Here is a 26,515-nt window from a genome sequence, read left to right as displayed (position 1 = left end):
CGAAGCGGAATGTGAATGACGTCGAACGCTTCTTCGGAAATCATCCGCGTTTCCTGCATTTTCCGTCGGCGCGTACGCTGAATGCGCAGCGCCCGCGAACGGCCACCTGGACCCAGGCGGCACCCCGGCCCATCAGTCGAATCGTGTCGTCTCGTGTACTCGACCAACGCGCTTTTCGGAAATGGGCAACACGGGCTCCCGGCGATTTCGTCGATGCAACGTGATGTCTCCTCGCGGTAATCACGCTCTGGAGTCCGACGCTTCGGCGATGGCAGATTGGAAATCCGCTGGGGCGCCTGACAGCGGGTGGATGGGGCGGTCGCCCTCAAGGATTCCTGCGCAAGTGATTCTCCCCCGACGGTCGCGGCATCGTGTCGTACGAGCACGGCGCTCCTCCAGGCAACGGACGTGGACTTCCATGTGCTGGCCAATTGAGTCACAGCCCACTTCATGGCCCCGGGACACACCCCGGGCTTTTTCATGCCGATCGGACGCGCGAAGGCGACGCCGCCGATGTCACTGCGGCATCATGGCTGGCCGCGCACGATGCGGCGCTGCAACCGGGAGTGGGCATGGAACTTGGAATGATCGGTCTGGGGCGCATGGGCGCGAACATGGCCTTGCGCCTCCTGCGCGGCGGGCACGCGGTCGTCGGCTTTGATCCGAAGAGCGAGGCGCGCTCCGAACTGGAGGGCCACGAAGGCCGTTCGGCGGATTCCCTTGCCACGCTGGTCCGGATGCTTCCGGCGCCCAGGACGCTCTGGATGATGGTGCCGGCCGGCTCGATCACCGACGGCACCGTGGAAGCGCTCGGCGCGCTGCTCGAGCCCGGCGACGTGCTGATCGACGGCGGCAACTCCAATTACAAGGACAGCATGCGGCGGGCCGCGCAGATGGCACAACGCAACGTCGCGTACGTGGACGCCGGGACCAGTGGTGGCGTCTGGGGCCTGGACGAGGGCTACAGCCTGATGGTCGGCGGCGACAAGGCCGTGGTCGACAAGCTGCGTCCGATCCTGGAGACGCTGGCGCCGGCCGCGGACAAGGGCTGGGGCCACGTCGGTCCTGTTGGCTCCGGGCACTTCACCAAGATGGTCCACAACGGCATCGAATACGGACTGATGCAGGCCTACGCGGAGGGATTCTCGATCCTGCAGCACAAGCAGGAGTTCGCGCTGGACCTGCACCAGGTCGCCGAGATCTGGCGCACCGGCAGCGTGGTGCGATCCTGGCTGCTGGACCTGACATCCGATGCGCTGGGCAGGAATCCGGCGATGGAAGGCATCGCGCCGTGGGTGGCCGACTCCGGGGAAGGACGCTGGACGCTCCAGGAAGCCATCGACCTCAACGTGCCGGCTCCGGTCATCGCCCTGTCGTTGATGGCGCGGCTGCGCTCACGGGACAACGATTCCTTCGCCGACAAGCTGCTGGCGGCGATGCGCAATGAATTCGGCGGGCATGAAATCAAGAAGGAATGACGCCGTCCCCGGACACGTCATTGCGGACCTGTCGCCTGCGGATGGTGCGCTCAACGCCGCGCCGACGCAGTGGCCGATGACAGGATGGCCTGCGCCCGACGGCAGACTTCTTCCACGCTGAAGCCGAATTCGCGCAGGGTGACGTCGCCCGGCGCCGACGCGCCGAAATGGTCGATGCCCAGCACATCGCCGCCATCGCCAACGTAGCGCCACCAACCCTGGGTGACGCCGGCTTCCACCGCCAGGCGCGCGCGCACGACTGGCGGCAACACCGAATCGCGATAGCTGGCCGGCTGCGCATCGAACAGCTCCCAACTGGGCATCGACACGCAACGCACGGCGAGGCCGGTGTCGCGCAATCGCTGGGCGGCGTCGACGATCAGGTGCACTTCGGATCCCGACGCCATCAGGATCAACGCCGGATCGCGCTCGCCGTCGTCCAGCACGTATCCACCACGAAGCAATCCGTCGGCGGCGGCAAACCGGGTGCGGTCCAGCGTCGGCAGCGCTTGTCGGGAAAAGACCAGCGACACCGGCGCATCCCGTGTCTGCAGCGCGGCGCGCCAGGCCATCGCGGTTTCGTTGGCATCGCCTGGACGGATGACCGTCAGGTTGGGGACCGCGCGCAGGTTGGCCAGTTGTTCGATCGGCTGGTGCGTCGGTCCGTCCTCGCCGACGGCGATGCTGTCATGGGTGAAGACATGGATGACGTGCAGTCGCGACAACGCCGCGAGCCGCATCGGCGGGCGCATGTAATCCGAAAAGATCAGGAATGTCGCCGTGAACGGAATGCAGCCACCGTGTGCCGCCATGCCGTTGGCGATGGCGCCCATCGCGTGCTCGCGCACGCCGAAATGCAGGTTGCGGCCGGCATGGCTCCACCCCGCGCCGTCGGATCCCTGCGCGTCCTCGCCTGCCTGCAATGGCGGGTTGAAATCACCCATGCCCTTGAGCGCCGTCTTGGTCGACGGGTCGAGGTCGGCCGAGCCACCGGTCAGTGTCGGCAGGTGCGGCGCGATGGCATTCATGACCTTGCCCGATGCCTCGCGTGTCGCCATTCCCTTGGCATCGGCAGGAAACACCGGGATCTTCGCGTCCCAGCCATCGGGCAGGCCCCCGTGCAATCCACGCTCGAGCTCGGCGGCGAGATCGCGGTTGGCCTGTGCGTAGGCGGCGAAGTCATCGTTCCACTTGTCCTCCAGCGCAGTGCCACGCGCAACCGCCTCGCGCAGGTGCGACAGCGCATCGTCGGGAACCAGGAACGTCGGCTCGACCGGCCATCCCAGCGCCTGCTTGGTCCTTCGCACATCCTCCTCGCCCAACGGGGAACCGTGCGCCTTGAAGCTGTCCTGTTCGGGCGATCCGTAGCCCAGGTGCGTGCGCACCATCACCAGCGACGGACGTTCGGTGTCCTCGCAGGCAGCCTGAAGCGCGGCATGGATCGCGTCCAGGTCGTTGCCGTCGTCCACGTGCAGCACCTGCCAGCCGTAGGCGGCAAAGCGCGCGCCGCGATCCTCGGTGAAGGTGATGTCGGTCCCCGCAGCGAGCGTCACGTGGTTGTCGTCGTACAGGCAGATCAACTTGCCGAGTTTCAGATGGCCTGCCAGCGAGGCCGCTTCCGATGCGACGCCTTCCATCAGGTCGCCGTCACTGGCGATGACCCAGGTGCGATGGTCGATGACCGCGTGGCCCGGGCGGTTGTAGCGCGCGGCCAGCTGCGCCTCGGCGATGGCCATGCCGACAGCGTTGCCGACGCCCTGCCCCAGCGGCCCGGTGGTGACTTCGACACCCGGCGTATGTCCGCGCTCGGGATGGCCCGGCGTCCTGCTGCCCCACTGCCGGAACTGCTTGATGTCGTCGAGCGAGAGGTCATAACCGGTCATGTGCAGCAGCGCGTACAGCAGCATCGAGCCGTGCCCTGCGGAGAGCACGAACCGGTCGCGATCGGTCCAGCCGGGATTGCGCGGGTTGTGCTTGAGGAAACGATCCCACAGCACGTAGGCCATCGGCATCGCGCCAAGCGGCATGCCGGGATGGCCGCTGTCGGCCTTCTGCACCGCATCGACGGCAAGGAAACGCAGGGTATCGATGCAGCGCTGGTCGAGGACGTTGGACATGTTTTCTGCTCTTCAGTCGGATAGCGATGGACAGGCCACGCGGGTTGCGTCGCCAGTTGCAAAAACAAGATCCCAGGCATGGCGCGCGATCTGCGCATCCTCCTGCGAGGGCAACACGCTGATGCGGGACGGGGCGTCGCCCGACGCAAGGCCGAGGGCGTCCAGTCCCGCGCAGATATCGGCACGGACCAGCGGATCGTTCTCACCGATCCCGCCGGTGAAAACCAGCAGGTCCAGCCCCCCGAGTACTGCCGCCATTGCGCCCACCTGCTTGCGCACGCTGTAGCAGAACATCGCGATCGCGAGCCGCGCGTCGGCGCTGGACGCCGCGGCGGAATGCAACTCGCGCATGTCATCGCTGCTGCCGGACACACCCAGCAGGCCCGACTGCCGGTCCAGCAGCGTCTCGAGCGCGGACAGGTCGCCGTCGAGCTCGCGTGCGGCATACAGCAACAGGCCGGGATCGATGTCGCCGGTGCGGGTACTCATCATCACCCCGCCGCTGGGCGTCAGGCCCATGCTGGTGTCGATCGAGCGGCCATCGGCGACCGCCGTGACGCTCGCACCATGACCCAGGTGCGCGATGACAAGCCGGGGTGGCAATGGCGCGCCGAGTTGCCGCACGATGGACTCGCACGACAAGCCATGGAAGCCGTAGCGTTCGACGCCGCGGTCGCGCAGGCTGGCGGGTATCGGAAGCGTGCGGGCAACGTCCGGCATCGTCCGATGGAAGGCCGTATCCAGGCACGCCACCTGCGGCACGTGGGGGAAGTTCGCGCCGGTGGCCTGCAGCAGTTCGATCGATGCAGGCGCATGCAGCGGCGCCAGCACGATGGCGTCCTGCAATTGGCGGATCACCGATTCGTCGATCACCACGTGGTCGCGATGACCACGTCCGCCGTGCACGATGCGGTGTCCGATGGCATCGGGTTTCGGAAGGCCGCGGGATTCCAGCACGCGCTTGATCGCGGCAACGGCGCCGCCGGCCTCGTTGCCTGGGGCGCTGTCGCCGCCGATGTCCTGTCCGCCGTCGTCACGAACGACCCATGTGCCTTCGAATGCCGCTGTTCCCGACAGGACGCGACGACAGGCGTCGGCATCGACCGCGAACAGACCGAATTTCAACGACGACGAGCCTGCGTTCAGGGCCAGCACGCTTGCCGTCGCGGCATCGCTCATGGCGCCCGCCAGTGCCAGTCGAGGACCTCCGGCATGTCCTGGCCGTGCTCGCTGACGTAGGCGCGGTGGCGGGCGATGGTCTCGCGATAGCGTTGCGTGGCCGCGTCGACATGGCCGTGCAGGCGCGGTACCCGCCGGATGGCGTCCAGCGCCAACTGGTAACGATCGATGTTGTTGAGCACGACCATGTCGAAACGCGTCGTCGTCGTGCCTTCTTCCTTGTAGCCACGCACATGCAGGTTGTCGTGGCCGCGACGCCGGTACGTGAGCCGGTGGATCAGGCCCGGATAACCATGGAACGCGAACAGGATCGGCCGATCGGCGGTGAACAGCGCGTCGAAGGCGTCGTCGGTCAATCCATGCGGATGCTCGCTCGCCGGCTGCAGCGCCAGCAGGTCGACGACATTGACCACGCGGATGCGCAGGTCGGGCTCGTACTCGTGCAACAGCGTGACCGCGGCGAGCGTTTCCAGCGTCGGCACATCGCCCGCGCAGGCCATGACGATGTCCGGATCGCCGCCGTCATTGCCCGCCCAATCCCAGATGCCGGCTCCGGCATCGCAGTGGCGGATGGCGGATTCGATATCCAGCCACTGCCATGCCGGCGCCTTGCCGGCGACGATGACGTTGATGTAGTCGCGGCTGCGCAGGCAGTGGTCGGAGACCGCCAGCAGGCAATTGGCATCCGGCGCGAGGTAGATCCGCACGACCTCGGCCTTCTTGTTGGCGACGTGGTCGATGAAGCCGGGATCCTGGTGCGAGAAGCCGTTGTGGTCCTGCTGCCAGACATGCGACGTCAGCAGGTAATTGAGCGATGCGATGGGCCTGCGCCACGCCAGTTCGCGCGACACCTTCAGCCATTTGGCATGCTGGTTGAACATCGAGTCGATGATGTGGATGAAGGCCTCGTAGCAGGAGAACAAGCCGTGGCGGCCCGTCAGCAGGTAGCCTTCCAGCCAGCCCTCGCACAGGTGCTCGCTGAGCACTTCCATGACCCGGCCGTTCGCGGACAGGTCCATGTCCACCGGCTCGATGTCCGCCATCCATGCCTTGCCGCTGTCGTCGATCACCGCACCCAGGCGATTGGACGCGGTCTCATCCGGCCCGAACAGGCGGAAGTTCTTCCGTGCGTCGTTGTCGTGCATGACCTGGGCGAGGAAGTCGCCGAGCACGCGGGTGGCTTCGGCACTCACCGTTCCAGGCGCCGGGACGTCCACGGCGAACTCGCGTACGTCCGGCATCTCCAGCGGCACCAGCAATGCGCCACCGTTGGCATGCGGATTGGCACCCATGCGGCGCTTGCTGATTGGCGCCAGCGACGCGAACTCCTCGCGGAAGCGCCCGTCGGCGTCGAACAATTCGTGCGGGGCGTAGCTGCGCATCCACGCGTCGAGTTGCTGCAGGTGCCCGGGTTTTTCGAAGTCGTCCAGCGGTACCTGGTGGGCACGCCACGTGCCCTCAACCGGCAGGCCATCGACCATTTTCGGCCCGGTCCAGCCCTTGGGCGAACGCAGCACGATCATCGGCCACCGTGGCCGCACGGGCGCCGCACCACGAGCGCGCGCAGCAGCCTGGATGCCGCGGATATCGGACAACACCTGGTCCAGCGTCCGTGCGAATTCGCGATGCATGCTTGCTGGATCGTCGCCTTCGACGAAGTACGGCTGGTGCCCGTAACCGCGCATCAGTTCGGCGAGTTCCGCATTGCCGATCCGGGCAAGCACCGCAGGGTTGGCGATCTTGAATCCGTTGAGATGCAGGATCGGCAGCACGACGCCATCGCGCGCCGGATTGATGAACTTGTTGGAATGCCAACTTGCCGCGAGCGGACCGGTCTCCGCCTCGCCGTCGCCGATCACGCAGGCAACGATCAGATCCGGGTTGTCGAATGCAGCGCCATAGGCGTGTGCGAGGGAATAACCCAACTCGCCGCCCTCGTTGATCGATCCCGGCGTCTCGGGCGCTGCGTGGCTCGGGATTCCGTACGGCCAGGAGAACTGCCGGAACAGCCTGCGCATGCCCTCCCGGTCGCGGCTGACCTGCGGATAGATCTCGCTGTACGTCCCCTCGAGGTAGGTGTTGGCCACCATCGCCGGCCCGCCGTGGCCCGGACCGGTGATGTCGATCATGTCCAGGTCGTGCTGCCTGATCAGTCGATTGAGGTGCACGTAGATGAAGTTCAGCCCGGGCGTCGTACCCCAGTGGCCGAGCAGGCGCGGCTTGATGTCGTCACGGGACAGCGGCCTATCCAGCAGCGGGTTGTCGCGCAGGTAGATCTGGCCAACCGACAGGTAGTTGGCCGCACGCCACCAGCCGTGCATGCGGCGAAGCAGGTCCGGGTCCAGCCCTGCGTTCATCCGTCCATGACCGGCCGCGCGCCCGCCATCAGCGCGGGTTCCGTGCCGCGCGATAGCGCCGGATCAGGGCATTGGTCGAGCTGTCGTGCCGCAAGTCCGGCGTGTCCGTTGCAGCGAGCTCGGATTCTGTGCGCCTGGCCAGCTGCTTGCCCAGCTCCACGCCCCATTGGTCGAAACTGTCGATGTTCCAGATCACGCCCTGCACGAAGACGCTGTGCTCGTAGAGCGCGACCAGAGCGCCGAGCGAACGTGGCGTCAGCCGATCGGCAAGCAGCGTGTTGCTGGGCCGGTTGCCCTCGAACACGCGATGCGGCGCGATGTCTTCGGACGTGCCCTCCGCCCGGACCTGCGCCAGCGTCTTGCCGAAGGCCAGTGCCTCGCTCTGTGCAAACAGGTTGGCCATCAACAGGTCATGTTGCGACAGGGCATCGGCGCCACCCAACGGCTGGCAGAAGCCGATGAAGTCGCAGGGCACCAGTCGCGTGCCCTGGTGCAGCAGCTGGTAGAACGAGTGCTGGCCATTGGTGCCGGGCTCGCCCCAGTACACCGGACCGGTCTGGTAGTCGCAGGGCGTGCCGTCGCGCGTGACGTGCTTGCCGTTGCTCTCCATCGTGAGCTGCTGCAGGTACGCCGGAAACCGCTTGAGGTGATCGGCGTACGGCAGCACCGCCAGCGTCGAGGCGCCGAGGAAGTTGTTGTTCCAGATCGCCAGCAGCGCCATCAGCATCGGCAGGTTGCGCTCGGGCGGCGTGTCGCGGAAATGCACGTCCATCGCATGGAAGCCGTCCAGCATCTGCGCAAACTGCGCCGGGCCGATCGCGATCATGGTCGACAGGCCGATCGCCGAATCCATCGAGTAACGCCCACCGACCCAGTCCCAGAACCCGAACATGTTGTCGGTATCGATGCCGAAGTCGCGCACGCCATCGGCGTTGGTGGAGACGGCGACGAAGTGTCGCGCCACCGCATCGGCACCCAGGGCAGCCACGCACCAGTCGCGCGCGGCGTGGGCGTTGGTCAGCGTCTCCTGCGTGGTGAACGTCTTGGAGCAGACGATGAACAAGGTCTCGGCCGGGTCGAGTCCGAGCGTCGCCTCGTGGAAATCGACGGGGTCGACGTTGGAGACGAAGCCGAAAGCCAGCTGGCGGTCGCTGTAATGCCGCAATGCTTCGTAGGCCATGACCGGACCCAGGTCCGATCCGCCGATGCCGATGTTGATGACATGGCGGATGCGCTTGCCCGTGGCGCCCTTCCACTCGCCATCGCGGACACGGTCCGCGAAATCGCCCATGCGTTGCAGCACGGCATGCACGTCTGCCACGACATCGACGCCATCGACCATGATCGATTCGGTCACCGGCGCCCGCAACGCGACATGCAGCGCGGGACGCTGTTCGGTGAAATTGACGCGCTCCCCGACAAACATCGCGGCGACGCGGGATTCGACGTTGCAGGCACGCGCCAGGTCGATGAGCAGGCGCAGCGTCTCGTCGCCAATGCGCTGCTTGGAGTAATCCAGGTAGATGCCGGCGCCTTCCGCTGACAGGCGCTCGCCCCGATCTGGCTCATCAGCGAACCACTCATGCAGCTGTCTGTGGCGCAGACCCTCGGCGTGCAGCGACAAGGCCTGCCACTGCGGCCGCCCGGTGAGCGCCTCGCCCTGCCCCTTCACTGCGTCGATCGTGTCCTTCATGGGCTGGCGTGTTCCAGTGCGGTGGCCTTGGTTTCGATGCGCTGCATCAGGTCCTGCCAGGACTTGACGAACGACTGCGCACCGTCGCGCTGCAGCTGCGCGGCCAGGGCTTCGGTGTCGATGCCAGCCTTGGCGAACCGCGCGAGCACCAACTCCGAATCGCCACCATCGGCGTCCATCGCGCCTTGCAGCTCGCCGTGTTCGGCATACGCGCGCAGCGTCGCCTCCGGCATGGTGTTGATCGTGTCTGGAGCAGCGAGCGACGTGACGTACAGCGTGTCCGGTGCCGCCGGATCCTTGGTGCTGGTGCTCGCCCACAGCAAGCGCTGCGGACGTGCGCCAGCCTCGGCCAGGCGGCGCCAGCGGTCGGATGCCAGCAATGCACGATAGGCGCGATAGGTCCGCTGGCCGATGGCGACGCCCAGGTGGTTGCGCAATTCCGCGGGCACCTTGTCCTTGATGGCCTTGTCCCAGCGGCTGACGAACAACGACGCCACGCAGCCCACTACCGGGTCGCGGTTCGCATCGAGACGGCGCTGGATGCCGCGCATGTAGGCCTCGGCCACGGCGAGATACTGCCGCGCGGAAAACAGCAGCGTCACGTTGACCGGGATGCCGTTGAAGATCGACTCCTCGATCGCGGGCACGCCTTCGGGTGTTCCCGGGATCTTGATGAAGAGGTTGTCGCGCGCGGCCTGCCGATGGATGCGTGCGGCCGCCTCGATGCTGCCGGCGGTGTCGCCGGCCAGCAAGGGCGAAACCTCCATCGAAACCCATCCGTCCACGCCGTCGCTGGCGCGGTGCGCCGGCAGGAACAGATCCGCCGCCCGACGCAGGTCTTCCAGCGCCAGTTCGATGAACAGTGCTTCTCGCTGCAATCCATTCGCGCACTTTTCGCGGATGGCGGCGTCATAGGCCTCGCTGTTGCCGATCGCCTCGTCGAAGATCGTGGGATTGGACGTCAGGCCGGTCAGGCCATAGTCCGCGATGTCGCGCGCAAGCGTGCCGCTGTCGAGCAACTCGCGGGTGATGTTGTCCAGCCACAGGCTCTGTCCGAGCTTGCGCAGCTGCTGAAGGTTGTGGTTCATCGTGACTCCTTGAAAATATTGGCCATGCGGCCGACATGATCGACGAGCTCGCCGATGCGGCCGATGCAGACGTCTGGTGCGATGGGCGCAGCGGCCAGCAGTTCATCCGTCGCATAGTGGCCCTGGCGGACGAAAATCGTGGTGACAGCGTCGCCCAGCCGTTGTTTGATGGCAGCCAGCAGTGCCGGCTTGTCGTCGACCATGACGTAATGCCGTGCCGGGTAGGCCTGCTTGATGGCGGGGAGCATCTGTTCCTTGTGGAGATACACGTGCACCCTGCCCTGCACCGCCTCCCACAGCCCGGACCGCTGGATCTTGCGCGGCTGGAATACCAAGTCGCCGTCGGACAGGATCACCGGCGTGCCGGCTGCATGCAGCGCCTGCATGAGCGGGGCCACGCCCGGATAGACCAGGTCCGCGAACGGATAGTCCAACAGGAACGTCGACAGCTGCAGCAGGTCGGGATCGGCAACGAAATCCGGGCGCAACTGCTGCAGCGGCTCCAGGTAGTCGGCGTAGCCGCGCTGCCTGCGCAGGCTGTCGTACAGCGCGCGATAACGCGTGCGTCCCTCGCTCCCCAGGGCCGACGTGAGCCGGGCATCCAGGTCGGCTGAAAACCGGTCGTTGTCGAGCAGCGTGTTGTCGACGTCGAGCAGGAACACCAAGCCATCGGACACCGTCAGCATGGCGCGCTTGCTTCGGCTTGCGGGTCATGCCAGCCATCGTCGCGGGCGACCACGTGCGCCGCGGATGCCGGACCCCAGCTGCCTGGCTCGTAGATCTCCACTGGACCGGGCATCGAGAGGATCGGATCCACCACCCGCCAGGCCGCTTCCACCGCTTCGTCGCGGGTGAACAGCGACGAGTCGCCGCGCAGGGCGTCGCCGAGCAGGCGTTCGTACGGTGGCGCGCCCAGCGCGGGCTGATGTCGCGCAACCAGTTCGACATCGTCGCCACGCATGGATTCGCCGGGGCGCTTCACGCGGGCGCCGGCCGCGATCACCATGTCGGGTCCCAACCGGAACCGGAAGTAATTCGATCGCGGCATGTGACCATGGCCGGCATGCCCGGCGTAATCATCGTCGAAGATCGGCATCGGCGGCTTTTTCAGTTCCACCACGACCTCCGTTGCGGTCAGTGGCAGGCACTTGCCGGTGCGGATGTAGAACGGCACGCCGGCCCAGCGCCAGGTGTCGATGTCCAGCCGCATGGCGGCGAAGGTCTCGACCTGCGAGTCGGCGTGCACGCCGGGCTCGTCGCGGTAGCCGCGAAACTGGCCACGCACGACGTGCGCCGGCTTGATCGGCCGCATGGCATGGAACAGGCGGATCTTCTCCAGCTGGATCGCGCGCGCGTCATCGCCGATGGGGGCATCCATCGCCAGCAAGGCAACGACCTGCAGCAGGTGATTCTGGACAACGTCACGGATCGCGCCGACGTCGTCGTAGAAGCCTCCGCGACCCTGCACGCCGAAGTCCTCCGCCATCGTCACCTGCACGTTGTCGATGAAATTGCGGTTCCACACGGGCTCCAGGAATGTGTTGGCGAAGCGGAAATACAGCAGGTTCCGCACCGCCTCCTTGCCCAGGAAATGGTCGATGCGGAACACGCGCTCTTCCGGGAAGACGGCGTGCAGGGTCGCATTGAGCGCCTGGGCCGACGCGAGATCGCGGCCGAAGGGTTTTTCGACGACGACGCGTGCGTTGGTGGCGCAACTGGCGTCGGCCAGCCCCTTGATCACCGTGGGGAACAGGGCTGGCGGAATGGCCAGGTAATGCAGCGGGGATTTCTTGCCGTCGAGTGCGGCCTTGAGCCGGACGAAGGTCTGGGGATCGTTGTAATCGCCATCGACGTACTGGAGGTTCGCACTGAGCCGGGCGAAGGCATCCGGATCGACTCCACCTGCGTGCTCCAGGCTGTCGCGCATGCGTTCGCGCAGCTTCTCCAGGTCCCATCCCTGGCGGGCGATGCCGATGATCGGGATATCAAGCCCATTGCGCACCAGCGCCTGCAGCGCAGGGAAGATCTTCTTGTAGGCAAGGTCGCCAGTCGCGCCGAAAAAAACCAGGGCGTCGGAGGCATCGGCAGATGGTGTCAACGCTTGCTCCCGCGGGGTGGGCGCCGGGGCGGACGCCGCCAGCCCGCCATTCATACACGATGTACGGTTAAGGCATGGTCGACCACGCCGGACCCAATAAAAAAGCGGGCCGCTTTCGCGGCCCGCCATCCCCTGTCTCGAACCGTCAGCTGCGGACCGGCACGATGGTGATTTCGACGCGACGGTTCTGCGCGCGTCCGGCATCGGTATCGTTGCTGGCGATCGGGCGGGTCTCGCCTGCGCCGACGATCATCATCCGCTGCTGGATCACGCCCTTGCCGCCCAGGTAGGCGGCCACGGCGTTGGCACGTTGCACCGACAACTGCTGGTTGTAGGCATCCGTACCGACGTTGTCGGTATGGCCGGCAACCTCGATGACCGTCTGGTTGTACTGGTTCAACGTGCTCGCCACGTTGTCCAGCACCGGATAGAACTGCGGTTGCAGGTTGCTGCTGTCGAAGGCGAACGTGATGTTGCCCGGCATGTTCAGCGTGATGTTGTCGCCCTGTCGCACGACGTCCACGCCGGACCCGGCAAGGCTGCGGCGCAGCGCGGCTTCCTGGCGATCCTGGTAGGCACCGATGCCGGCACCCGCAAGGCCACCGACGCCCGCACCAACCATCGCGCGCTGGCGCCGCTCGACGGCGTCGCCGCCGCTCAGCAGCCCGGCCACCGCACCGATGCCGGCACCGATCAGGGCACCTGTGCGGGTCCGGTTGGGATCGTTCGGATCGTTGGTCTGGCCGGTATAGGTGGCGCAACTGGACAGCAACATGACGCTGGCAAGGCCCGCGGCCAACCCGGTGGTGGTGAACTTGTTCATCGAAAATCTCCTGATCGCGTTGGCGGCCCCGAAATGGACCTGAATACGCGCATCAAGATAGATATCGCGACGTCGCCTGCAAGTGATGACGGCGCCTCCGCCCGGCATTCCGTTCAGGTTGAATGGGCAACCGGCCCAGTCAGGTCGGCCAGGCGCTCCGATCCCGTGGGCGAGGCTGCAGGCTCGGACGCGCCAGCAGCAGGGCCATCACGTCCGGGGCAACCGGATGGCTATAGAGGAATCCCTGCACCTCCAGGCAATCATGTTGCTCGAGCGCCTCCGCCTGGGCGATGGTCTCGACGCCTTCGGCGACGACGTCGGCCTGCAACGCACGTGCCATCGCCACCACGGCACGCACGACTGCGACCTGCTTCTCGTCCGCGGGCAAACCGGAAACGAATGAGCGGTCGATCTTGAGCGTGTTGAACCGATATTGCAGGAGGTAGCGCAGGCTGGAATAGCCTGTTCCGAAATCATCCAGCGCGATCCGCACCCCCAACGCATGCAGGCCTTCGATCAGGGTGCGCGCACGTCCTTCGTCGCAGAACATCTGGCTTTCGGTGAATTCGATCTGCAGGTCCTCCGCCGCAAGGCCACTGCGCTGCAGCGCCTCGGCAACGTGCGCCAGCAGCCGTTCCGGGTCGAACCGCGCCAACGACACATTCACCGACACCGGCACCGACGGAAGCCCCATCAGTTGCCACGCCCGGTTCTGCCGGCAGGCCTCATGCATCACCCATTCGTCCAACTGGGTGATGAGTCCGCTTTCCTCGGCAACCGGGATGAAGTCGGCAGGCACGCCCAGATCGCCATCCTTCCGGCGCCAGCGCACCAGGGCTTCCATGCCGGTGATGCGTTGCTCCGGGCGCATGACCTTTGGCTGGTAGACAAGGCACAGTTCGCCATCGCGCAGCGCATCACGCAGGTCGTTTTCCAGCTTCAGGCGGGCGGCTGCCTTCTCGCTCATGCTGTTCGAGAAATACGAGAACTGGTCGCGGCCGGACTGCTTGGCGTGGTACAGCGCCGTGTCGGCCTGCATCATCAATGCCTGCGCATCGTTGGAATCCTGCGGAAACAGGGAGATGCCGATGCTCAACGACAGGTGCAGCAGATGGCCATCGACCTGGATCGGTGCGCGCATCATGTGCAGCATCTTCTGCGCGACCCGCGCCGCGTCACGCGGATCGCCCAGGCGCTCGAGCAGGATCACGAACTCGTCGCCGCCCTGGCGGCTGACCGTGTCGTCTTCGCGCACGGAGGCCAGCAGCCGTCGCGAGACTTCCTGCAGCACCTGGTCGCCGACCTGGTGCCCGAGCGAATCGTTGATGGTCTTGAAATGGTCCAGGTCCAGGAACATGAGCGCCCCCGGCGGGCCGAAGCCACCCGCCGTGGATGCGAGCGCGTGCGACAGCCGGTCATGGAGCAGGACGCGATTGGGCAGGTCGGTCAGGTAATCATGCTGCGCCAGGTGCGACATCTTCAGCGCCATGGTGCGCAGCTCGCTGACATCGCGGAACACCATCACGCCACCGACGACATTGCCATCGCTATCGCGGATCGGCGCGGCGGAATCCTCGATCGGCGTTTCGACGCCGTTGCGACGCAGCAGCGCGGTATCGGTCTGGAGCGCGACCACCCGGTTGTCGCGGATCGCGATCCTCAGTGGCGACAACGGTGTTTCGCCGCGCGCCATGTCGACCAGGCGGATGACCTCGTCGACCGGTCGCCCAACCGCCTCGGATTCCGGCCAGCCCGTCATCGCCTCGGCGACCGGATTCAGCAGGGTGATGCACATCCCGGTGTCGCAGACCACGACGGCGTCGCCAATGGACTCCAGCGTCACCTGCATCCGCTGCTTCTCCTCGAACAGCGCACGCTCGGCCTTCTTGCGCTCGCTGACATCGTTGGCCAGGACGAACACGCCCTGCACGCAGCCATCCTGCATTTCCGGCACATAGACGATCGATGCCTCGCGACCGGCAACGGCCGCGTCGAAGTGCACGGCCTGCCCGGCCAACGCCTGCGCCACGGGGCCGGAGAGTTGCGCCGCCTGCTCATCGCCCAGCATTTCCGCTGTCGTCCTGCCGATGAATTCGCTGGCCGGGCGGCCGAACCACTCCTCGTACTCGCGGTTGACGAATCGGTACCGACGATCCGTATCCAGGTTGCCGATGAGCGCGGGGACGTTGTCGATGACGGTCTGCAGGTGTTCGCGGGCGCGTTTGAGCGCCCTTGCCTCGGCTGCACGCCGCTCCTGCTGCACGCTGACCAGCAATGGGGCCAGGATGCTCGCGCAGCTGTAGAAAGCGACCTCGGTGAAACCGAGGCGGTCACCGCGAAACACAGGCAGCGCACCCGGATGGGTGAGCAGGAATCGTTCCAGGACCAATACCGACATTGTTGCGGCGAACCCGAGCAGCGCCGTCCCCAACACCCGCAAGCGGAACGCCGCCAGCAGCAGCGGCAGGAGGATCAGCACGAATGGTTGCGTGGTCCACAGGACCGAAGACACGCAGACCAGCAGCGTCATCATGGCGATCAAAGCCAGTTCCAGCCGACGGCCGGCCCCGATGAGCCTGGTGGCGCGCTCGCGGGTGGCAGCCAGCACAAGCGGCAGGAAGACCACCATGCCGAAGGCGTTGCCGACCCACGGCGCCTGCAGCGCCGGGAGGAACGGCGTGCCATAAGTCCGGTTGACGATCAGCGCGACGAGACTCGTTCCAACCATTGGCGCCACGAACACCGTGACCAGCATCAACCGGCCGAGGGTTGGCAGCTCCTGCAACGCGCTGCCGTCTTCGCCCAGTTTGCGCAACAAGCCGTAGGCGAGTCCCAGCTCGAGCAGGCGGGCGCCGCCGAGCAGCAGCGACGTCGACCATGGGCGGCCAGTGACGTGCTGGGCAATCGTCATGGCTGCCAAGCCCAGCAGCAGGTACATCGCCGCCGCCGCGGCTCGCGGCTGCCGTCGCAACATCACGCCCAGCAGCAGTGCGCCGCCGAGGCGTAACGCGGAAACACTGTCCGGGCGCCATGCGAACAGGCTGGTCGTGACGCTCAGCCCGAAAAATGCCGTCGTGGCCAGCAATGCCGCCGGGAACTCGTTGCGCAATTGATGCCACCAGCGCATTCGCTGCCCCATCCGTTACTCCCGCCTGGTCGTTCGCGGGAGATGGAACCGCCGAGTCCTGCGGCAGTTGCGTCGGGGAGTATGCACTGGCCGAAGGAAACCAGGCGTCCGCCGGGCGTCGGCTCTCAGGCCTCGATGAAGCGCACTCGCCGGGTGATCGAACAGACCGGTTCGTAACCAATGGTGTCGGCAGCTGCGGCGATCACTTCCACCGGCAGTCCCTCTCCCCACAGAACCACCGGATCCCCGGTCCTGGCGTCGGGCTGCGAGCGCAAGTCGATCGTCATCAGGTCCATGGACACGCGACCGACGATCCCTGCGGGCGCACCGTTGACCAGCACGGGCGTACCGGCAGGCACGTTGCGCGGGTAACCGTCGCCATAACCGATGGCAGCCACGCCCACCGGCATGTCCTCGGGACACTCCCATGTCGCCGAATAACCGATCCGCTCGCCCTTGCGCACCCGGTTGACCGCAATCAGCCGGGTGGCGAGCGTCATCACCGGCCGCAAGCCGAAATCAAGGCCGCTCGTGCCCTCGACCACCGAGATGCCGTACAAGGCCCCGCCAGGGCGGACCCAGTCCAGGTGCGACTCCGGCCAGCCCAGGACGGCGGCGGAGTTGGCCAGCGAACGGACGCCCGGAAGCCCTGCGGTCGCTTCGGCGAAAATGCGCAATTGTTCTTGCGTCTGCTGGCTGCCAAAGGCGTCCGAGCTGGCGAGATGGTTCATCAGCACGATGTCGTCCGCGACCGCCGGCATCGCGCGCAGCCGGGCATGGGCATCGCGCACATCCTCCGGCGCGAATCCCAGGCGGTGCATGCCGCTGTCGACCTTCAGCCAGCATCGCACCGGGTCGCCAGGCAGCGCCTGCTCCAGCATCGCCAGCTGGCTGGAATGGTGGATCACGGTTTCGACGTTCAGCCGCCGCAGTTGCGGAATGTCCTGGACCTCGTCGAATCCCGACAGCAGCACGATCGGCTGCGACAGCCCGGCGGCGCGCAGGCGCTCGGCGTCGCTCAACGCCGCCACGCCGAAGGCATCGGCCCCGGACAGCGCGCGGGCAACCCGCTCCAGGCCGTGGCCGTAACCGTCGGCCTTGACGACGGCCATCACCCGGCTGTTCGGCGCGCGATGGCGGACCTGGGACAGGTTGTGGCGCAGCGCGTCGGTGTGGATGGTGGCGGAAGTGGGGCGGGCCATCTGGGTAGTGTAATGGTGGGCGGATCGGCCACGGTCGTGGCCGGCAACGCACGCGTGCCTGACCCTGGGAACGTCCGGCGGAGCACCCCGCCGCGGTTACTCGAAACTGCCGACCGCGTCGTGGGCGAGATTGTCGAACCGTGTGTATTCGCCGAAGAACTTCAGCTTGAGCGAGCCGGTCGGACCGTTTCGTTGCTTGCCGATGATGATCTCGGCGAGTCCCTTGTCCGGCGAGTTTTCCTTGTTGTAGTACTCGTCGCGGTAGATGAAGACGATGACGTCGGCGTCCTGCTCGATGGCGCCTGATTCACGCAGGTCGGCCATCACCGGGCGCTTGTCGGTACGCGTTTCCAGCGACCGGTTGAGCTGCGACAGGGCGACAACCGGCACGTTGAGCTCCTTGGCCAGGGCCTTGAGCGAGCGCGAGATCTCGGAGATCTCCGTGGCCCGGTTTTCGCTGTTGCCCGGCACGGCCATCAGCTGCAGGTAATCGATGACGATCAGGCCGAGGTCGTGTTCGCGTTTCAGGCGACGTGCCTTGGCGCGCAGCACGTCGGGCGAGAGCGCCGGCGTGTCGTCGATGAAGATCTTGGACTCGCGCAGCATGCGGATGGCGCTGGTGACGCGGCTCCAGTCCTCGTCCTCCAGCTGGCCGGTGCGCAGGCGCGTGGCGTTGACGCGGCCATTGGCCGAGATCAGGCGCAGCGCGAGCTGCGACGAGGACATTTCCATCGAGAAGACGGCGACGGCTTTCTTGGTCTTGATGGCCGCGTATTCGGCCATGTTCAGCGCCAGCGTCGTCTTGCCCATCGCCGGGCGCGCGGCCAGGATGATCAGGTCGGTCGGTTGCAGGCCAGCCGTCATCTCGTCGAACTCGGTGTAGCCGGTCGGCAATCCGGTGATGCTGCCGCCGTTGGCATGGCGCGTCTGCAGGACGTCGAAGGCTTCGATCAGCGCCTTGGTGACCGGCACGAAGTCGCTCCGCCCGCGCGCGCCCGCTTCGGCGATCGCGAACACCTGCTGCTCGGCAATGGCCAGGATTTCGCCGCTGTCGCGGCCGTCGGGCTGGAATCCATCGTTGACGATGCCGGTACCGACCTCGATCAACTGGCGCAACACGGCCTTGTCGCGAACGATTTCCGCATAGGCGGCGATGTTGGCCGCCGATGGCGTGGTGCTCGCCAGTTCGACCAGGTACGCGCCGCCGGCAACATGCTCACCCAGTCCCTGCGACTCGAACCACTCGCCCAGCGTCACGGCATCGTAGGGGCGGCTCTTCTCGGCCAGTTCGCGGATCGCACGAAAGATCAGCTGGTGGTCACGCCGGTAGAAGTCTGAATCGACCAGTTGATCGGCGATGCGATCGTAGGCATCGGGCGCAAGCATCAGCCCGCCAAGGACGGCCTGCTCGGCTTCGACCGATTGCGGCGGCACCCGCAACTGCTCGATGCGGTGGTCGGCACGGCTCTGGAAAGCCTGGTCGGCACGAAGCCCCTGGCGTGCAGTCATCGGTTGTGTGACTCCCCTTGTCGACCCAACGACGACATTGTCGGAGTGGCCGGCTTGTATCGGTGTTCGATGGCCATCCTAGTCGTCCCGATCCCGGAGCGTTGCAGATAACACTGTGGATAACCGGTGGGCATCGCAGGGGATGCGACGGGGGCTCGGTTATTTTCGAAAGTCATGAATGTCGTTCAGAAAATTGTGTTGCATGGCGCGAGTGTTGTGGCGCGTGCCACGGCTGCCCTGCGGGCAAGTCAAGGGCTTTCTTTCGCCTTCGGCGAGTTACTTTTGTCTTGGCAAACGTAGTCAACCCTTTTTCATCGGCGTCAAAGGCAGCCCTTCGGGCAAGTCGCCGAAGGCGAAGCCTCTTATCAGGCCGTGGCGACAACCATCAACATCGCCGGAGCGCGCTACAGGCATAAGGATTTCAAACAATGGATGCCACAAACAAAAACGGACGCCTTTGCGGCGCCCGTTCCTGCAACAAACTGCGATCGACGCTTACGCGGCTTCGGCCTGCACGATCACCTTCACCGGGATCTCGACGTCGGCGTGCAGGTGCACGATGACGTCGGTTTCGCCGATGTGGCGGATGGGGCCTTCGCCCATCACGACTTCGGATTTCTCGACCGGCATGCCGATCTTGGTCAGCGCCTCGGCGATGTCGCGCGGGCCGACGGAGCCGTACAACTTGCCTTCGGTCGACGAGTTGGCATAGATCGTGACGCTGGCGCCTTCGAGCTTGGCGCGACGCGCTTCGGCTTCACCCAGGTTGGCCTGCGCCTTGGCTTCGTAATCGGCGCGCTTGGCTTCGAACTCGGCCAGGTTGGCGGCCGTTGCCGGCACGGCCTTGCCCTTGGGCACGAGGAAGTTGCGGCCGTAACCCGGCTTGACGTCGACCTTGTCGCCAAGGTTGCCGAGGTTGGTGACTTTCTGCAGGAGGATCAGTTGCATGGTGTTGCTCCGTATTCGTTAGCGGCGCGTTGCGCCGCAACTGTGGCTGTCCGAATGGACGGTGTACCTGCCCGGCGAGCCGGGCGGATGCAGCCGGATCAGGCGTTGTGGTTGTCCGTGTACGGGATCAGTGCCAGGAAACGCGCGCGCTTGACGGCGGTCGCGAGTTGGCGCTGGTACTTGGACTTGGTGCCCGTGATGCGGCTCGGGACGATCTTGCCGGTCTCGGTGAGGTTCTGGCGCAGGGTATTGAGATCCTTGTAATCGATCTCTTTCACGCCCTCGGCGGTGAACTTGCAGAACTTGCGGCGGCGGAAGAACTTGGACATGTGGGTGCTCCTCAGGCGGCTTCGACGTTGTCGTCGGCATCAATGACGGCGGTGCCGACGGCGTTCTCGTTTTCGTCACGACGGCGACGGTCGCCGCGCTCGGGCTTGTCACCCTTCTCGTCCTTGTTCTTCATGATCAGGGACTGCTCGGTGTCGGCCTCGTCGCGGCGCATCACCAGGTGGCGAAGCACTGCGTCGTTGAAACGGAAGCCTTCGACCAGTTCGTTGAGCACGGCCTGGTCGGCCTCGATGTTGAACAGCACGTAGTGGGCCTTGACCAGGTTGTTGATCGGGTATGCCGTCTGGCGACGACCCCAATCTTCCAGGCGATGGATCTTGCCGCCGCCGGCTTCGATCAAGCCCTTGTAGCGCTCGATCATGGCCGGGACCTGTTCGCTCTGGTCCGGATGGACCAGGAACACGATTTCGTAGTGACGCATGGTGTGTGCATTCCTTCTGGATGGAGTCCGCCTCGCGTTTCGTCAGCGCGGTGCGGACCGGGCAGCCCCCCGTCACGCGGTGGGGCAAGGTTCCCGTGACAGAGCGCCGCGGGAAGCCGGTAATTGTGGCAGGTCAATGGGTTACGTGCAAATCGGACCGCTGTCGCTCCGCTCGCGGGGGGACGGGCAGGATCGCAGCCCGGCTAAGCGAAGCGCACCCGGGATCGCCCTGGGAGGGCCCCCGGTTGCGGCCTTTGGCGTTACCCAGGCGACGCTCCCCGAATCAGGCAGCCTTTTTCGCTGCGATCCAGGCGTCGATATGCCGCTCCAGCGCGTCCAGCGGCACCGAGCCGGTTTCCAGCACGGCGTCGTCAAAGTCGCGGATGTCGAACTTCGGCCCCAGCTCCCGCTGCGCCTTGGCCCGCAGCTCGGAGATCTTGATCTGGCCGATCTTGTAGGCCAGCGCCTGCCCGGGCGTGCCGATGTAACGGTCGACCTCGTTGGTGATGTCCTGGTCGGTCTTGGGTGCGTTGTCCTTGAAGTAGGCGATGGCCTTCTCGCGGCTCCAGCCCATCGAATGCATGCCGGTGTCGATCACCAGCCGCACGGCGCGCCACATCTCGTAGGTCAGCTGGCCAAAGTGATCATAGGGATCGTCGTAAAGACCCATGGGGTAGCCGAGCTGTTCGGCATACAGGCCCCAGCCCTCACCGTAGGCCACGAAATAGGCCGTCTTGCGGAACATCGGCGCGTCCGGCAATTCCAGCCCGCGCGCGAACTGGAAGTGGTGCCCGGGGACCGCTTCATGCAGCGTCAGCGGCATCATTTCCCACGTCGGCCGCACCTCGGGCTTGTACAGGTTGACGTAGTAATAGCCCGGGCGACTGCCGTCGCTGGCGCCCTGCTGGTAATACGCCGTCGTGGTGTCCGGGGCGATGTTGTCCGGGATCGGCCTGACGCCGTAGGGCTGGCGCGGGATGATCCGGAACACCTTCACAAGCTCCGGGTCGATGCGCTTGGCGAGCGCGCGATAGTGCGTCAGCAGTGCGGCAGGCGTCTTCTCGAAGAAACGGGGATCGGTGCGCAGGTAGGTGAAGAATTCGGCCATGGAACCCTTGAAGCCGGTCTGCTCCTTCACCTTTTCCATCTCGCCGCGGATCCGTGCGACTTCCTTCAGGCCGATCGCGTGGATCTGGGCCGCGCTCAGGTCGGTCGTCGTGTAATAGCGGGCGAGGAAGTCGTAATACGCCTTGCCGTTGGGCAGGTCGGCGGCGGCAATGGAATCGCGCGCCTTCGGCAGGTACTCGTCATTGAAGAATGTCGCCAGCTGGCGGTAGGCCGGGACGAGTCGCCCGCGAACAACCGCCTGGGCCTGCGCCTGCAGGGCCGCCCGGTCGCTGGCCGGGATCGCATCATTGAAGTTCAGGAAAGGCCGGTAGAACGGGCTCTTCGTCGGATCGTCGACGATCTGGGCGGCAATCTGCGCTGGAACCCGCTGCATCAGGACTTTCGGCGGCACGTTGCCCGCCTTCATGCCTTCGCGCATCAGCGCGATCGACTGGTCGACCAGGGTCGGCACCGCCTGCATCCGCTTGATCCAGTCCTGGTAGTCCTTGACGCTGGCGAACGGCAGGACCTCCGCCAACCCGTCGGCCGTCTGCACGCCACCCTGGTGGCTGACCGGCTGCAGGTACTCGTGGAATTTCTGGCGCTCGATATTCCGCTGCAGCTGCCACTCGAAGGTGTCGTAATTCAGCTGGTCAGCGGGCGACAGGCCGGCGCGCCCGATCGCATGCAGCTTCTCCAGCGCCGCGCGGTCCTCGCCTTCGCGGCGGGCAATAGCGGCCAGGCTGAAGTCGCTCCAGCGATCGTTGAATCGCTTGTCGCCATTGGCGCTGGCATTTTCTGGGGACTCGACCAGCCCCCGCTCCCACTCGTCGGCGAAGAGCTGGTTCAGGGCCTTCGAGGCATTGGCCGGCTGCGCGTGGAGCGGCGCGGCGCAGAGCACGACGGCAGCGGTGGCTGCCAACAGGAACGGACGCAACATCGGCGCAATCTCCCCAGACGGTCTGGCGAGTCTAGCCCGGGGGCGCCCATGCGCAACCTGCCGAAGGTTGGGTCGCGACCGCGCGTCAGGCGGCGCGGGTGGAATCGGTCGTGAAGCTCTCGCCGCAGCCGCACTCGGCGGCCACGTTGGGATTGCGGAACACGAATTGTTCGCTCAGTCCGTTCTTCACGAAGTCGATCTCGGTCCCGTCGACCAGGCCGAGACTGTCCGCATCGACGCGGATCTGGATGCCCGACTGCTCGAACACCGTATCGCCCTCGCGCTGGTCGCGGGCCAGGTCCACCGCGTAGCCCCAACCGGAGCAACCGGTCCGCCTGACGCCGAAACGCAGGCCGATGGCCGTCGGAGTTTCGGCGAGATAACCACGGATGCGTTCGACGGCGGCTGGGGCAAGGGTGATCGACATGGTGGAATTATAGCTCCCGGGGCGATATGGACTCTTGACTTCCAATGCCGCGAACCAAGAGCGCGTGGCGGCGCATCGCGAAAATTCGCCAGCGGGTCTCCCGCGTCGAGGTAGACTTCCACGCTCACTAAATAGGCGCCGATGGGCGGGATTCAAGGCATGACAACGGTCAGCGTCGAACACGCACTCGCAGGCAAACTGCCGGATGGAGGCGAAGTCACCGTCCGCGGATGGGTTCGCACCCGGCGCGATTCCAAGGCGGGCCTGTCGTTCGTCAACGTCAGCGACGGCTCGTGCTTTGCCGCGATCCAGGTGGTCGCTCCCGCCACGCTGGCCAACTACGACACCGAGGTGAAGCGCCTGACGGCGGGCTGCTCGGTGATCGCCACCGGCACGCTCTCGCCGTCCCAGGGCCAGGGCCAGGCCTTCGAGATCCAGGCGCATGCCATCGAGGTCGTGGGCTGGGTCGACGATCCGGAAACCTATCCGATCCAGCCCAAGGCGCATTCGCTCGAATTCCTGCGCGAGGTCGCGCATCTGCGCCCGCGCACCAATCTGTTCGGCGCGGTCACCCGTATCCGCAACTGCCTTGCACAGGCCGTGCACCGCTACTTCCACCACAACGGTTTCTACTGGATCAGCACGCCGATCATCACCACGTCCGACGCCGAGGGCGCCGGGCAGATGTTCCGCGTATCCACCCTGGACATGGCCAACCTGCCGCGCGGCACCGACGGACAGGTGGATTTCTCCCGCGATTTCTTCGGCAAGGAGACATTCCTCACCGTATCGGGCCAGCTCAACGTCGAGGCCTACTGCCTGGCACTGAGCAAGGTCTATACATTCGGGCCGACCTTCCGCGCGGAGAACAGCAACACCACGCGCCACCTGGCCGAATTCTGGATGATCGAGCCGGAAATCGCCTTCGCCAACCTCGACGACAATGCGGCGCTCGCCGAGGACTTCCTGAAATACCTGTTCCGCGCGGTCCTGCACGAACGCGGCGACGACCTGGCATTCATCGCCGAACGCGTCCAGCCCGACGCGATCACGCGACTGGAAGCCTTCGTCAATGCACCCTTCGAGCGCATCGACTACACCGATGCCATCGCGTTGCTGCAGAAGTCCGGGGAGAAATTCGAGTTCCCGGTCGAGTGGGGCCTGGACCTGCAGACCGAACACGAGCGCTGGCTGACCGAGCAGCATGTCGGACGCCCGGTGGTCGTCACCAATTACCCCGAGCACATCAAGGCGTTCTACATGCGCCTGAACGATGACGGCAGGACGGTCGCGGCGATGGACGTGCTGGCGCCGGGCATCGGCGAGATCATCGGTGGCAGCCAGCGCGAGGAACGCCTGGACGTGCTGGACAAACGCATGGCGCAGTTCGGCCTGGATCCCGAACACTACGGCTGGTATCGCGATTTCCGCCGCTACGGCAGCGTGCCGCATGCCGGATTCGGATTGGGCTTCGAACGACTGGTCGTCTACGTCTGCGGCCTGTCCAACATCCGCGACGCACTGCCCTACCCGCGTGCGCCGGGACAGGCGGAGTACTGATCGATGAGCACGGACATGATCCTGTTTTTCGCACTGCTCTTCGTCGCGATCGCGATCGCCGGGGCCACCGCGTTCGTCATCTTCTGGCCGTTGACGCTGGTGCATGTCCGCGATCGCCATTCGGGTATTGCCGCGCAATTGGGCCAGGGCGCCTTCCTCAAGCCCTCGGCGCTGGGTTGGCTGTTGCGTGGCGGCTATCGTGAAGTCCGTGATCCCTCCCTGAGCGGACTGGCGACGCCGGCCAGGATTTCGCTGCTCGTGATCATGCTGGGCCTGTCGCTGGCAGGCCTGTTGTGGCTGGCATCGGTCGTGATGGCATGAGCGACGAATGGTGGCTGGCGACGCTGGGGCGCACGCTGGTCTGGGCCCGGCTGCGCGTGCGGGATGCGGGAACCGCCGAGGTCTTCGACAGCGACGGCAACACGCTCGCCTACGACAGCGAGGACACGGCCCGTGCGGCGTTGATGGATGCCGAGTTCGTCGCGTTCGACGGGATCGATGCACAGGACGCACTCGAGCGCGGTTTCGACCTGGATGAGGTTCAACCGCCGCAGGCGGACAACGACGAAGCCTTGCGCGCGAAGATGTTCCATGCGCTCGGCGAACCGCGCTGACAATTCGGCCGTGTACCTGCCCAGGGCGTTCGAGGAATCCGATCTTGTCGCGCTCGACAGGCTTGTCGAGCGCGACAATTTCATCACCTTGATCACCATGCGCGATGGCGCGCCTGACATCAGCCATCTGCCGGTCCTGTACCAGCGCCAGGGCACACGGATCGAACTGTCGGGCCATTGGGCGCGCGCAAATCCGCAAAGTCGCCACGACGGACATGCGCTGGCGATCATCCATGGGCCGCAAGCCTACATATCGCCGTCGTGGTATCCGGACAAGGAAGATGCAGCGCGCGTGCCCACGTGGAATTACGCGATTGCCCACCTGGGTGGCGAGCTGCATACCTTCGACGACGAAGCCGCGCTGGGCGCGCTGGTCGGCGACCTGACACGGCAACATGAAGCGCGTGCCGGAAGCGACTGGGCCTACGAGCACGGCCGGGCCGAGCTGCGCAGCCAACTCAGGGGCATTACCGGCTTCAGGATGGCCATCACGGCAGTCCAGTTGAAATTCAAGCTCAACCAGAACCATCCCATCGGCAATCGGCAATCGGTCGCCGCGCATCTCGCGCAGCAGCCGGGGCAGTCGAGTCACGACGTCGCCATGCTCATGCGCGAGCGCTTGCCCGGGACTATCCAAGGAGATCGAGATGGACCTGAACCTTAGCGGCAAGCACGCGCTCGTCTGCGGCGGGTCGGACGGCATCGGCCGCGCAGCGGCGGAGGAACTCGCGCTGCTGGGAGCCGATGTCACCCTGCTGGCGCGACGCGCCGGTGCACTGCAGGACGCCGCGGCAGCCCTGCCGTGCCGCGACGGGCAGCATCATGGCTGGATCCAGGCCGACCTTGCGCAGACCGATGCGCTGCGGGCCCAGGTCCAGGCGCTGATCGCGGGCAGACCGGTGCACATCCTCATCAACAACACCGGCGGGCCTCCCGGCGGCCCGGCGTTGACCGCCGACATTGCCGCTTTCCTCGACGCGTTCACCCGGCACCTGGTCGCCAGCCAGGCTATCGCGCAGGTGGTGGTTCCCTGCATGCAGGCGGCCAACTGGGGGCGCATCGTCAACGTCATCTCGACCTCGGTGAAGGAGCCGATCGTCGGATTGGGCGTCTCCAACACGATCCGGGGCGCAGTCGCCAGCTGGAGCAAGACCCTGTCGCGCGAACTCGGGCCATTCGGCATCACCGTCAACAACGTGCTGCCGGGCTACACGCAGACTGGCCGCATCGCGCAGATCGTCGCCGAACGATCGCAGGCCTCCGGCCAGCCCGAAGCCGCGATCCTCGATGGCATGCGCAGGAACGTCCCCGTCGGCCGCTTCGCGCAGCCGGCCGAGATCGGCGGCGTTATTGCGTTCCTCTGCTCGCCGGCGGCCGCCTATGTCAACGGGGTGTCCCTGGCCGTCGACGGCGGACGCATGCAGTCGATCTGAAGAACCGACGGCTCGGTTCCGCCTGCCGGTGCGGCCCGCGAGCCTT

22 protein-coding genes are annotated in these 26,515 nt (G+C 65.8%); 6 read left to right on the top strand and 16 right to left on the bottom strand.

Annotated features, from left to right (window positions below; all coding sequences use genetic code 11):
* Positions 1 to 572: 572 nt before the first annotated feature.
* Complete coding sequence (gene gnd, locus GST15_RS03005) at positions 573 to 1,478, top strand: phosphogluconate dehydrogenase (NAD(+)-dependent, decarboxylating) (RefSeq protein ID WP_159015780.1); 906 nt, start codon at positions 573 to 575, stop codon at positions 1,476 to 1,478.
* A 50-nt stretch (positions 1,479 to 1,528) separates the two neighbouring features.
* Here gnd and tkt read toward each other — a convergent pair whose 3' ends face one another.
* From tkt to GST15_RS02925, 16 genes are all read right to left on the bottom strand, one after another.
* Positions 1,529 to 3,595, bottom strand: a complete 2,067-nt coding sequence (gene tkt, locus GST15_RS03000) for a transketolase (RefSeq protein WP_159015779.1) — start codon at positions 3,593 to 3,595, stop codon at positions 1,529 to 1,531.
* A 12-nt stretch (positions 3,596 to 3,607) separates the two neighbouring features.
* Entirely contained in the window at positions 3,608 to 4,774 is a 1,167-nt protein-coding gene (locus GST15_RS02995; protein WP_159015778.1) for an acetate/propionate family kinase, read from the bottom strand.
* The gene (locus tag GST15_RS02990) at positions 4,771 to 7,131 is read right to left on the bottom strand and encodes a phosphoketolase family protein (RefSeq protein WP_159015777.1); all 2,361 of its coding nucleotides are present in this window, start codon (positions 7,129 to 7,131) and stop codon (positions 4,771 to 4,773) included. Before GST15_RS02990 ends, GST15_RS02995 begins: the two co-directional genes overlap by 4 nt.
* Positions 7,132 to 7,159: 28 nt before the next feature.
* Complete coding sequence (pgi, locus tag GST15_RS02985) at positions 7,160 to 8,824, bottom strand: glucose-6-phosphate isomerase (RefSeq protein ID WP_159015776.1); 1,665 nt, start codon at positions 8,822 to 8,824, stop codon at positions 7,160 to 7,162.
* Positions 8,821 to 9,912, bottom strand: a complete 1,092-nt coding sequence (gene tal / locus GST15_RS02980; RefSeq protein ID WP_159015775.1) for a transaldolase — start codon at positions 9,910 to 9,912, stop codon at positions 8,821 to 8,823. The genes pgi and tal overlap by 4 nt, the downstream gene beginning before the upstream one ends.
* Positions 9,909 to 10,598, bottom strand: coding sequence for an HAD family hydrolase (locus GST15_RS02975; protein WP_159015774.1), 690 nt, complete (start codon positions 10,596 to 10,598; stop codon positions 9,909 to 9,911). The genes tal and GST15_RS02975 overlap by 4 nt, the downstream gene beginning before the upstream one ends.
* Positions 10,592 to 12,010, bottom strand: coding sequence for a glucose-6-phosphate dehydrogenase (gene zwf, locus GST15_RS02970; protein ID WP_233263029.1), 1,419 nt, complete (start codon positions 12,008 to 12,010; stop codon positions 10,592 to 10,594). The genes GST15_RS02975 and zwf overlap by 7 nt, the downstream gene beginning before the upstream one ends.
* Before the next feature lie 145 nt (positions 12,011 to 12,155).
* Positions 12,156 to 12,833, bottom strand: coding sequence for a YiaD family glycine zipper/OmpA-like lipoprotein (locus GST15_RS02965; protein ID WP_159015772.1), 678 nt, complete (start codon positions 12,831 to 12,833; stop codon positions 12,156 to 12,158).
* 139 nt (positions 12,834 to 12,972) lie between these two features.
* Positions 12,973 to 15,972, bottom strand: coding sequence for a bifunctional diguanylate cyclase/phosphodiesterase (locus GST15_RS02960; protein ID WP_159015771.1), 3,000 nt, complete (start codon positions 15,970 to 15,972; stop codon positions 12,973 to 12,975).
* Between the two features lie 113 nt (positions 15,973 to 16,085).
* Complete coding sequence (gene alr, locus GST15_RS02955; RefSeq protein ID WP_159015770.1) at positions 16,086 to 17,162, bottom strand: alanine racemase; 1,077 nt, start codon at positions 17,160 to 17,162, stop codon at positions 16,086 to 16,088.
* A 96-nt stretch (positions 17,163 to 17,258) separates the two neighbouring features.
* A complete protein-coding gene (locus GST15_RS02950) occupies positions 17,259 to 18,671 on the bottom strand; it encodes a replicative DNA helicase (protein WP_159015769.1) in 1,413 nt (470 codons plus the stop codon).
* A 495-nt stretch (positions 18,672 to 19,166) separates the two neighbouring features.
* The gene (gene rplI, locus GST15_RS02945) at positions 19,167 to 19,619 is read right to left on the bottom strand and encodes a 50S ribosomal protein L9 (protein WP_159015768.1); all 453 of its coding nucleotides are present in this window, start codon (positions 19,617 to 19,619) and stop codon (positions 19,167 to 19,169) included.
* 98 nt (positions 19,620 to 19,717) lie between these two features.
* Entirely contained in the window at positions 19,718 to 19,948 is a 231-nt protein-coding gene (gene rpsR / locus GST15_RS02940; protein WP_159015767.1) for a 30S ribosomal protein S18, read from the bottom strand.
* An 11-nt stretch (positions 19,949 to 19,959) separates the two neighbouring features.
* Positions 19,960 to 20,388 (bottom strand): 30S ribosomal protein S6, encoded by a 429-nt coding sequence (gene rpsF, locus GST15_RS02935; protein WP_159015766.1) that lies wholly within the window; start codon positions 20,386 to 20,388, stop codon positions 19,960 to 19,962.
* 283 nt (positions 20,389 to 20,671) lie between these two features.
* Positions 20,672 to 22,435: a DUF885 domain-containing protein gene (locus tag GST15_RS02930; protein WP_159015765.1), complete on the bottom strand. Its 1,764-nt coding sequence runs from the start codon at positions 22,433 to 22,435 to the stop codon at positions 20,672 to 20,674.
* A gap of 85 nt (positions 22,436 to 22,520) precedes the next feature.
* On the bottom strand, positions 22,521 to 22,862 hold the full coding sequence (locus tag GST15_RS02925; RefSeq protein ID WP_159015764.1) for a HesB/IscA family protein: 342 nt from the start codon (positions 22,860 to 22,862) through the stop codon (positions 22,521 to 22,523).
* A gap of 159 nt (positions 22,863 to 23,021) precedes the next feature.
* Between GST15_RS02925 and asnS the strand changes: the two genes are divergently transcribed.
* From asnS to GST15_RS02900, 5 genes are read left to right on the top strand one after another with little or no spacing between them, the layout of a single operon-like run.
* The gene (gene asnS / locus GST15_RS02920) at positions 23,022 to 24,422 is read left to right on the top strand and encodes an asparagine--tRNA ligase (RefSeq protein ID WP_159015763.1); all 1,401 of its coding nucleotides are present in this window, start codon (positions 23,022 to 23,024) and stop codon (positions 24,420 to 24,422) included.
* Positions 24,423 to 24,437: 15 nt separating this feature from the next.
* Positions 24,438 to 24,743 (top strand): hypothetical protein, encoded by a 306-nt coding sequence (locus GST15_RS02915; protein WP_159016422.1) that lies wholly within the window; start codon positions 24,438 to 24,440, stop codon positions 24,741 to 24,743.
* On the top strand, positions 24,740 to 25,036 hold the full coding sequence (locus GST15_RS02910) for a hypothetical protein (RefSeq protein ID WP_159015762.1): 297 nt from the start codon (positions 24,740 to 24,742) through the stop codon (positions 25,034 to 25,036). The genes GST15_RS02915 and GST15_RS02910 overlap by 4 nt, the downstream gene beginning before the upstream one ends.
* Positions 25,037 to 25,046: 10 nt before the next feature.
* Positions 25,047 to 25,700, top strand: coding sequence for an FMN-binding negative transcriptional regulator (locus GST15_RS02905; RefSeq protein ID WP_159016421.1), 654 nt, complete (start codon positions 25,047 to 25,049; stop codon positions 25,698 to 25,700).
* A complete protein-coding gene (locus tag GST15_RS02900; RefSeq protein WP_159015761.1) occupies positions 25,684 to 26,469 on the top strand; it encodes an SDR family oxidoreductase in 786 nt (261 codons plus the stop codon). The genes GST15_RS02905 and GST15_RS02900 overlap by 17 nt, the downstream gene beginning before the upstream one ends.
* The last annotated feature ends 46 nt before the right edge of the window (positions 26,470 to 26,515 follow it).

Origin of the sequence: Cognatiluteimonas profundi (genome assembly GCF_009792795.1) — a bacterium.
Taxonomy (GTDB): Bacteria; Pseudomonadota; Gammaproteobacteria; order Xanthomonadales; family Xanthomonadaceae; genus Cognatiluteimonas; species Cognatiluteimonas profundi.
This window is presented reverse-complemented; position numbering and strand designations above follow the sequence as displayed.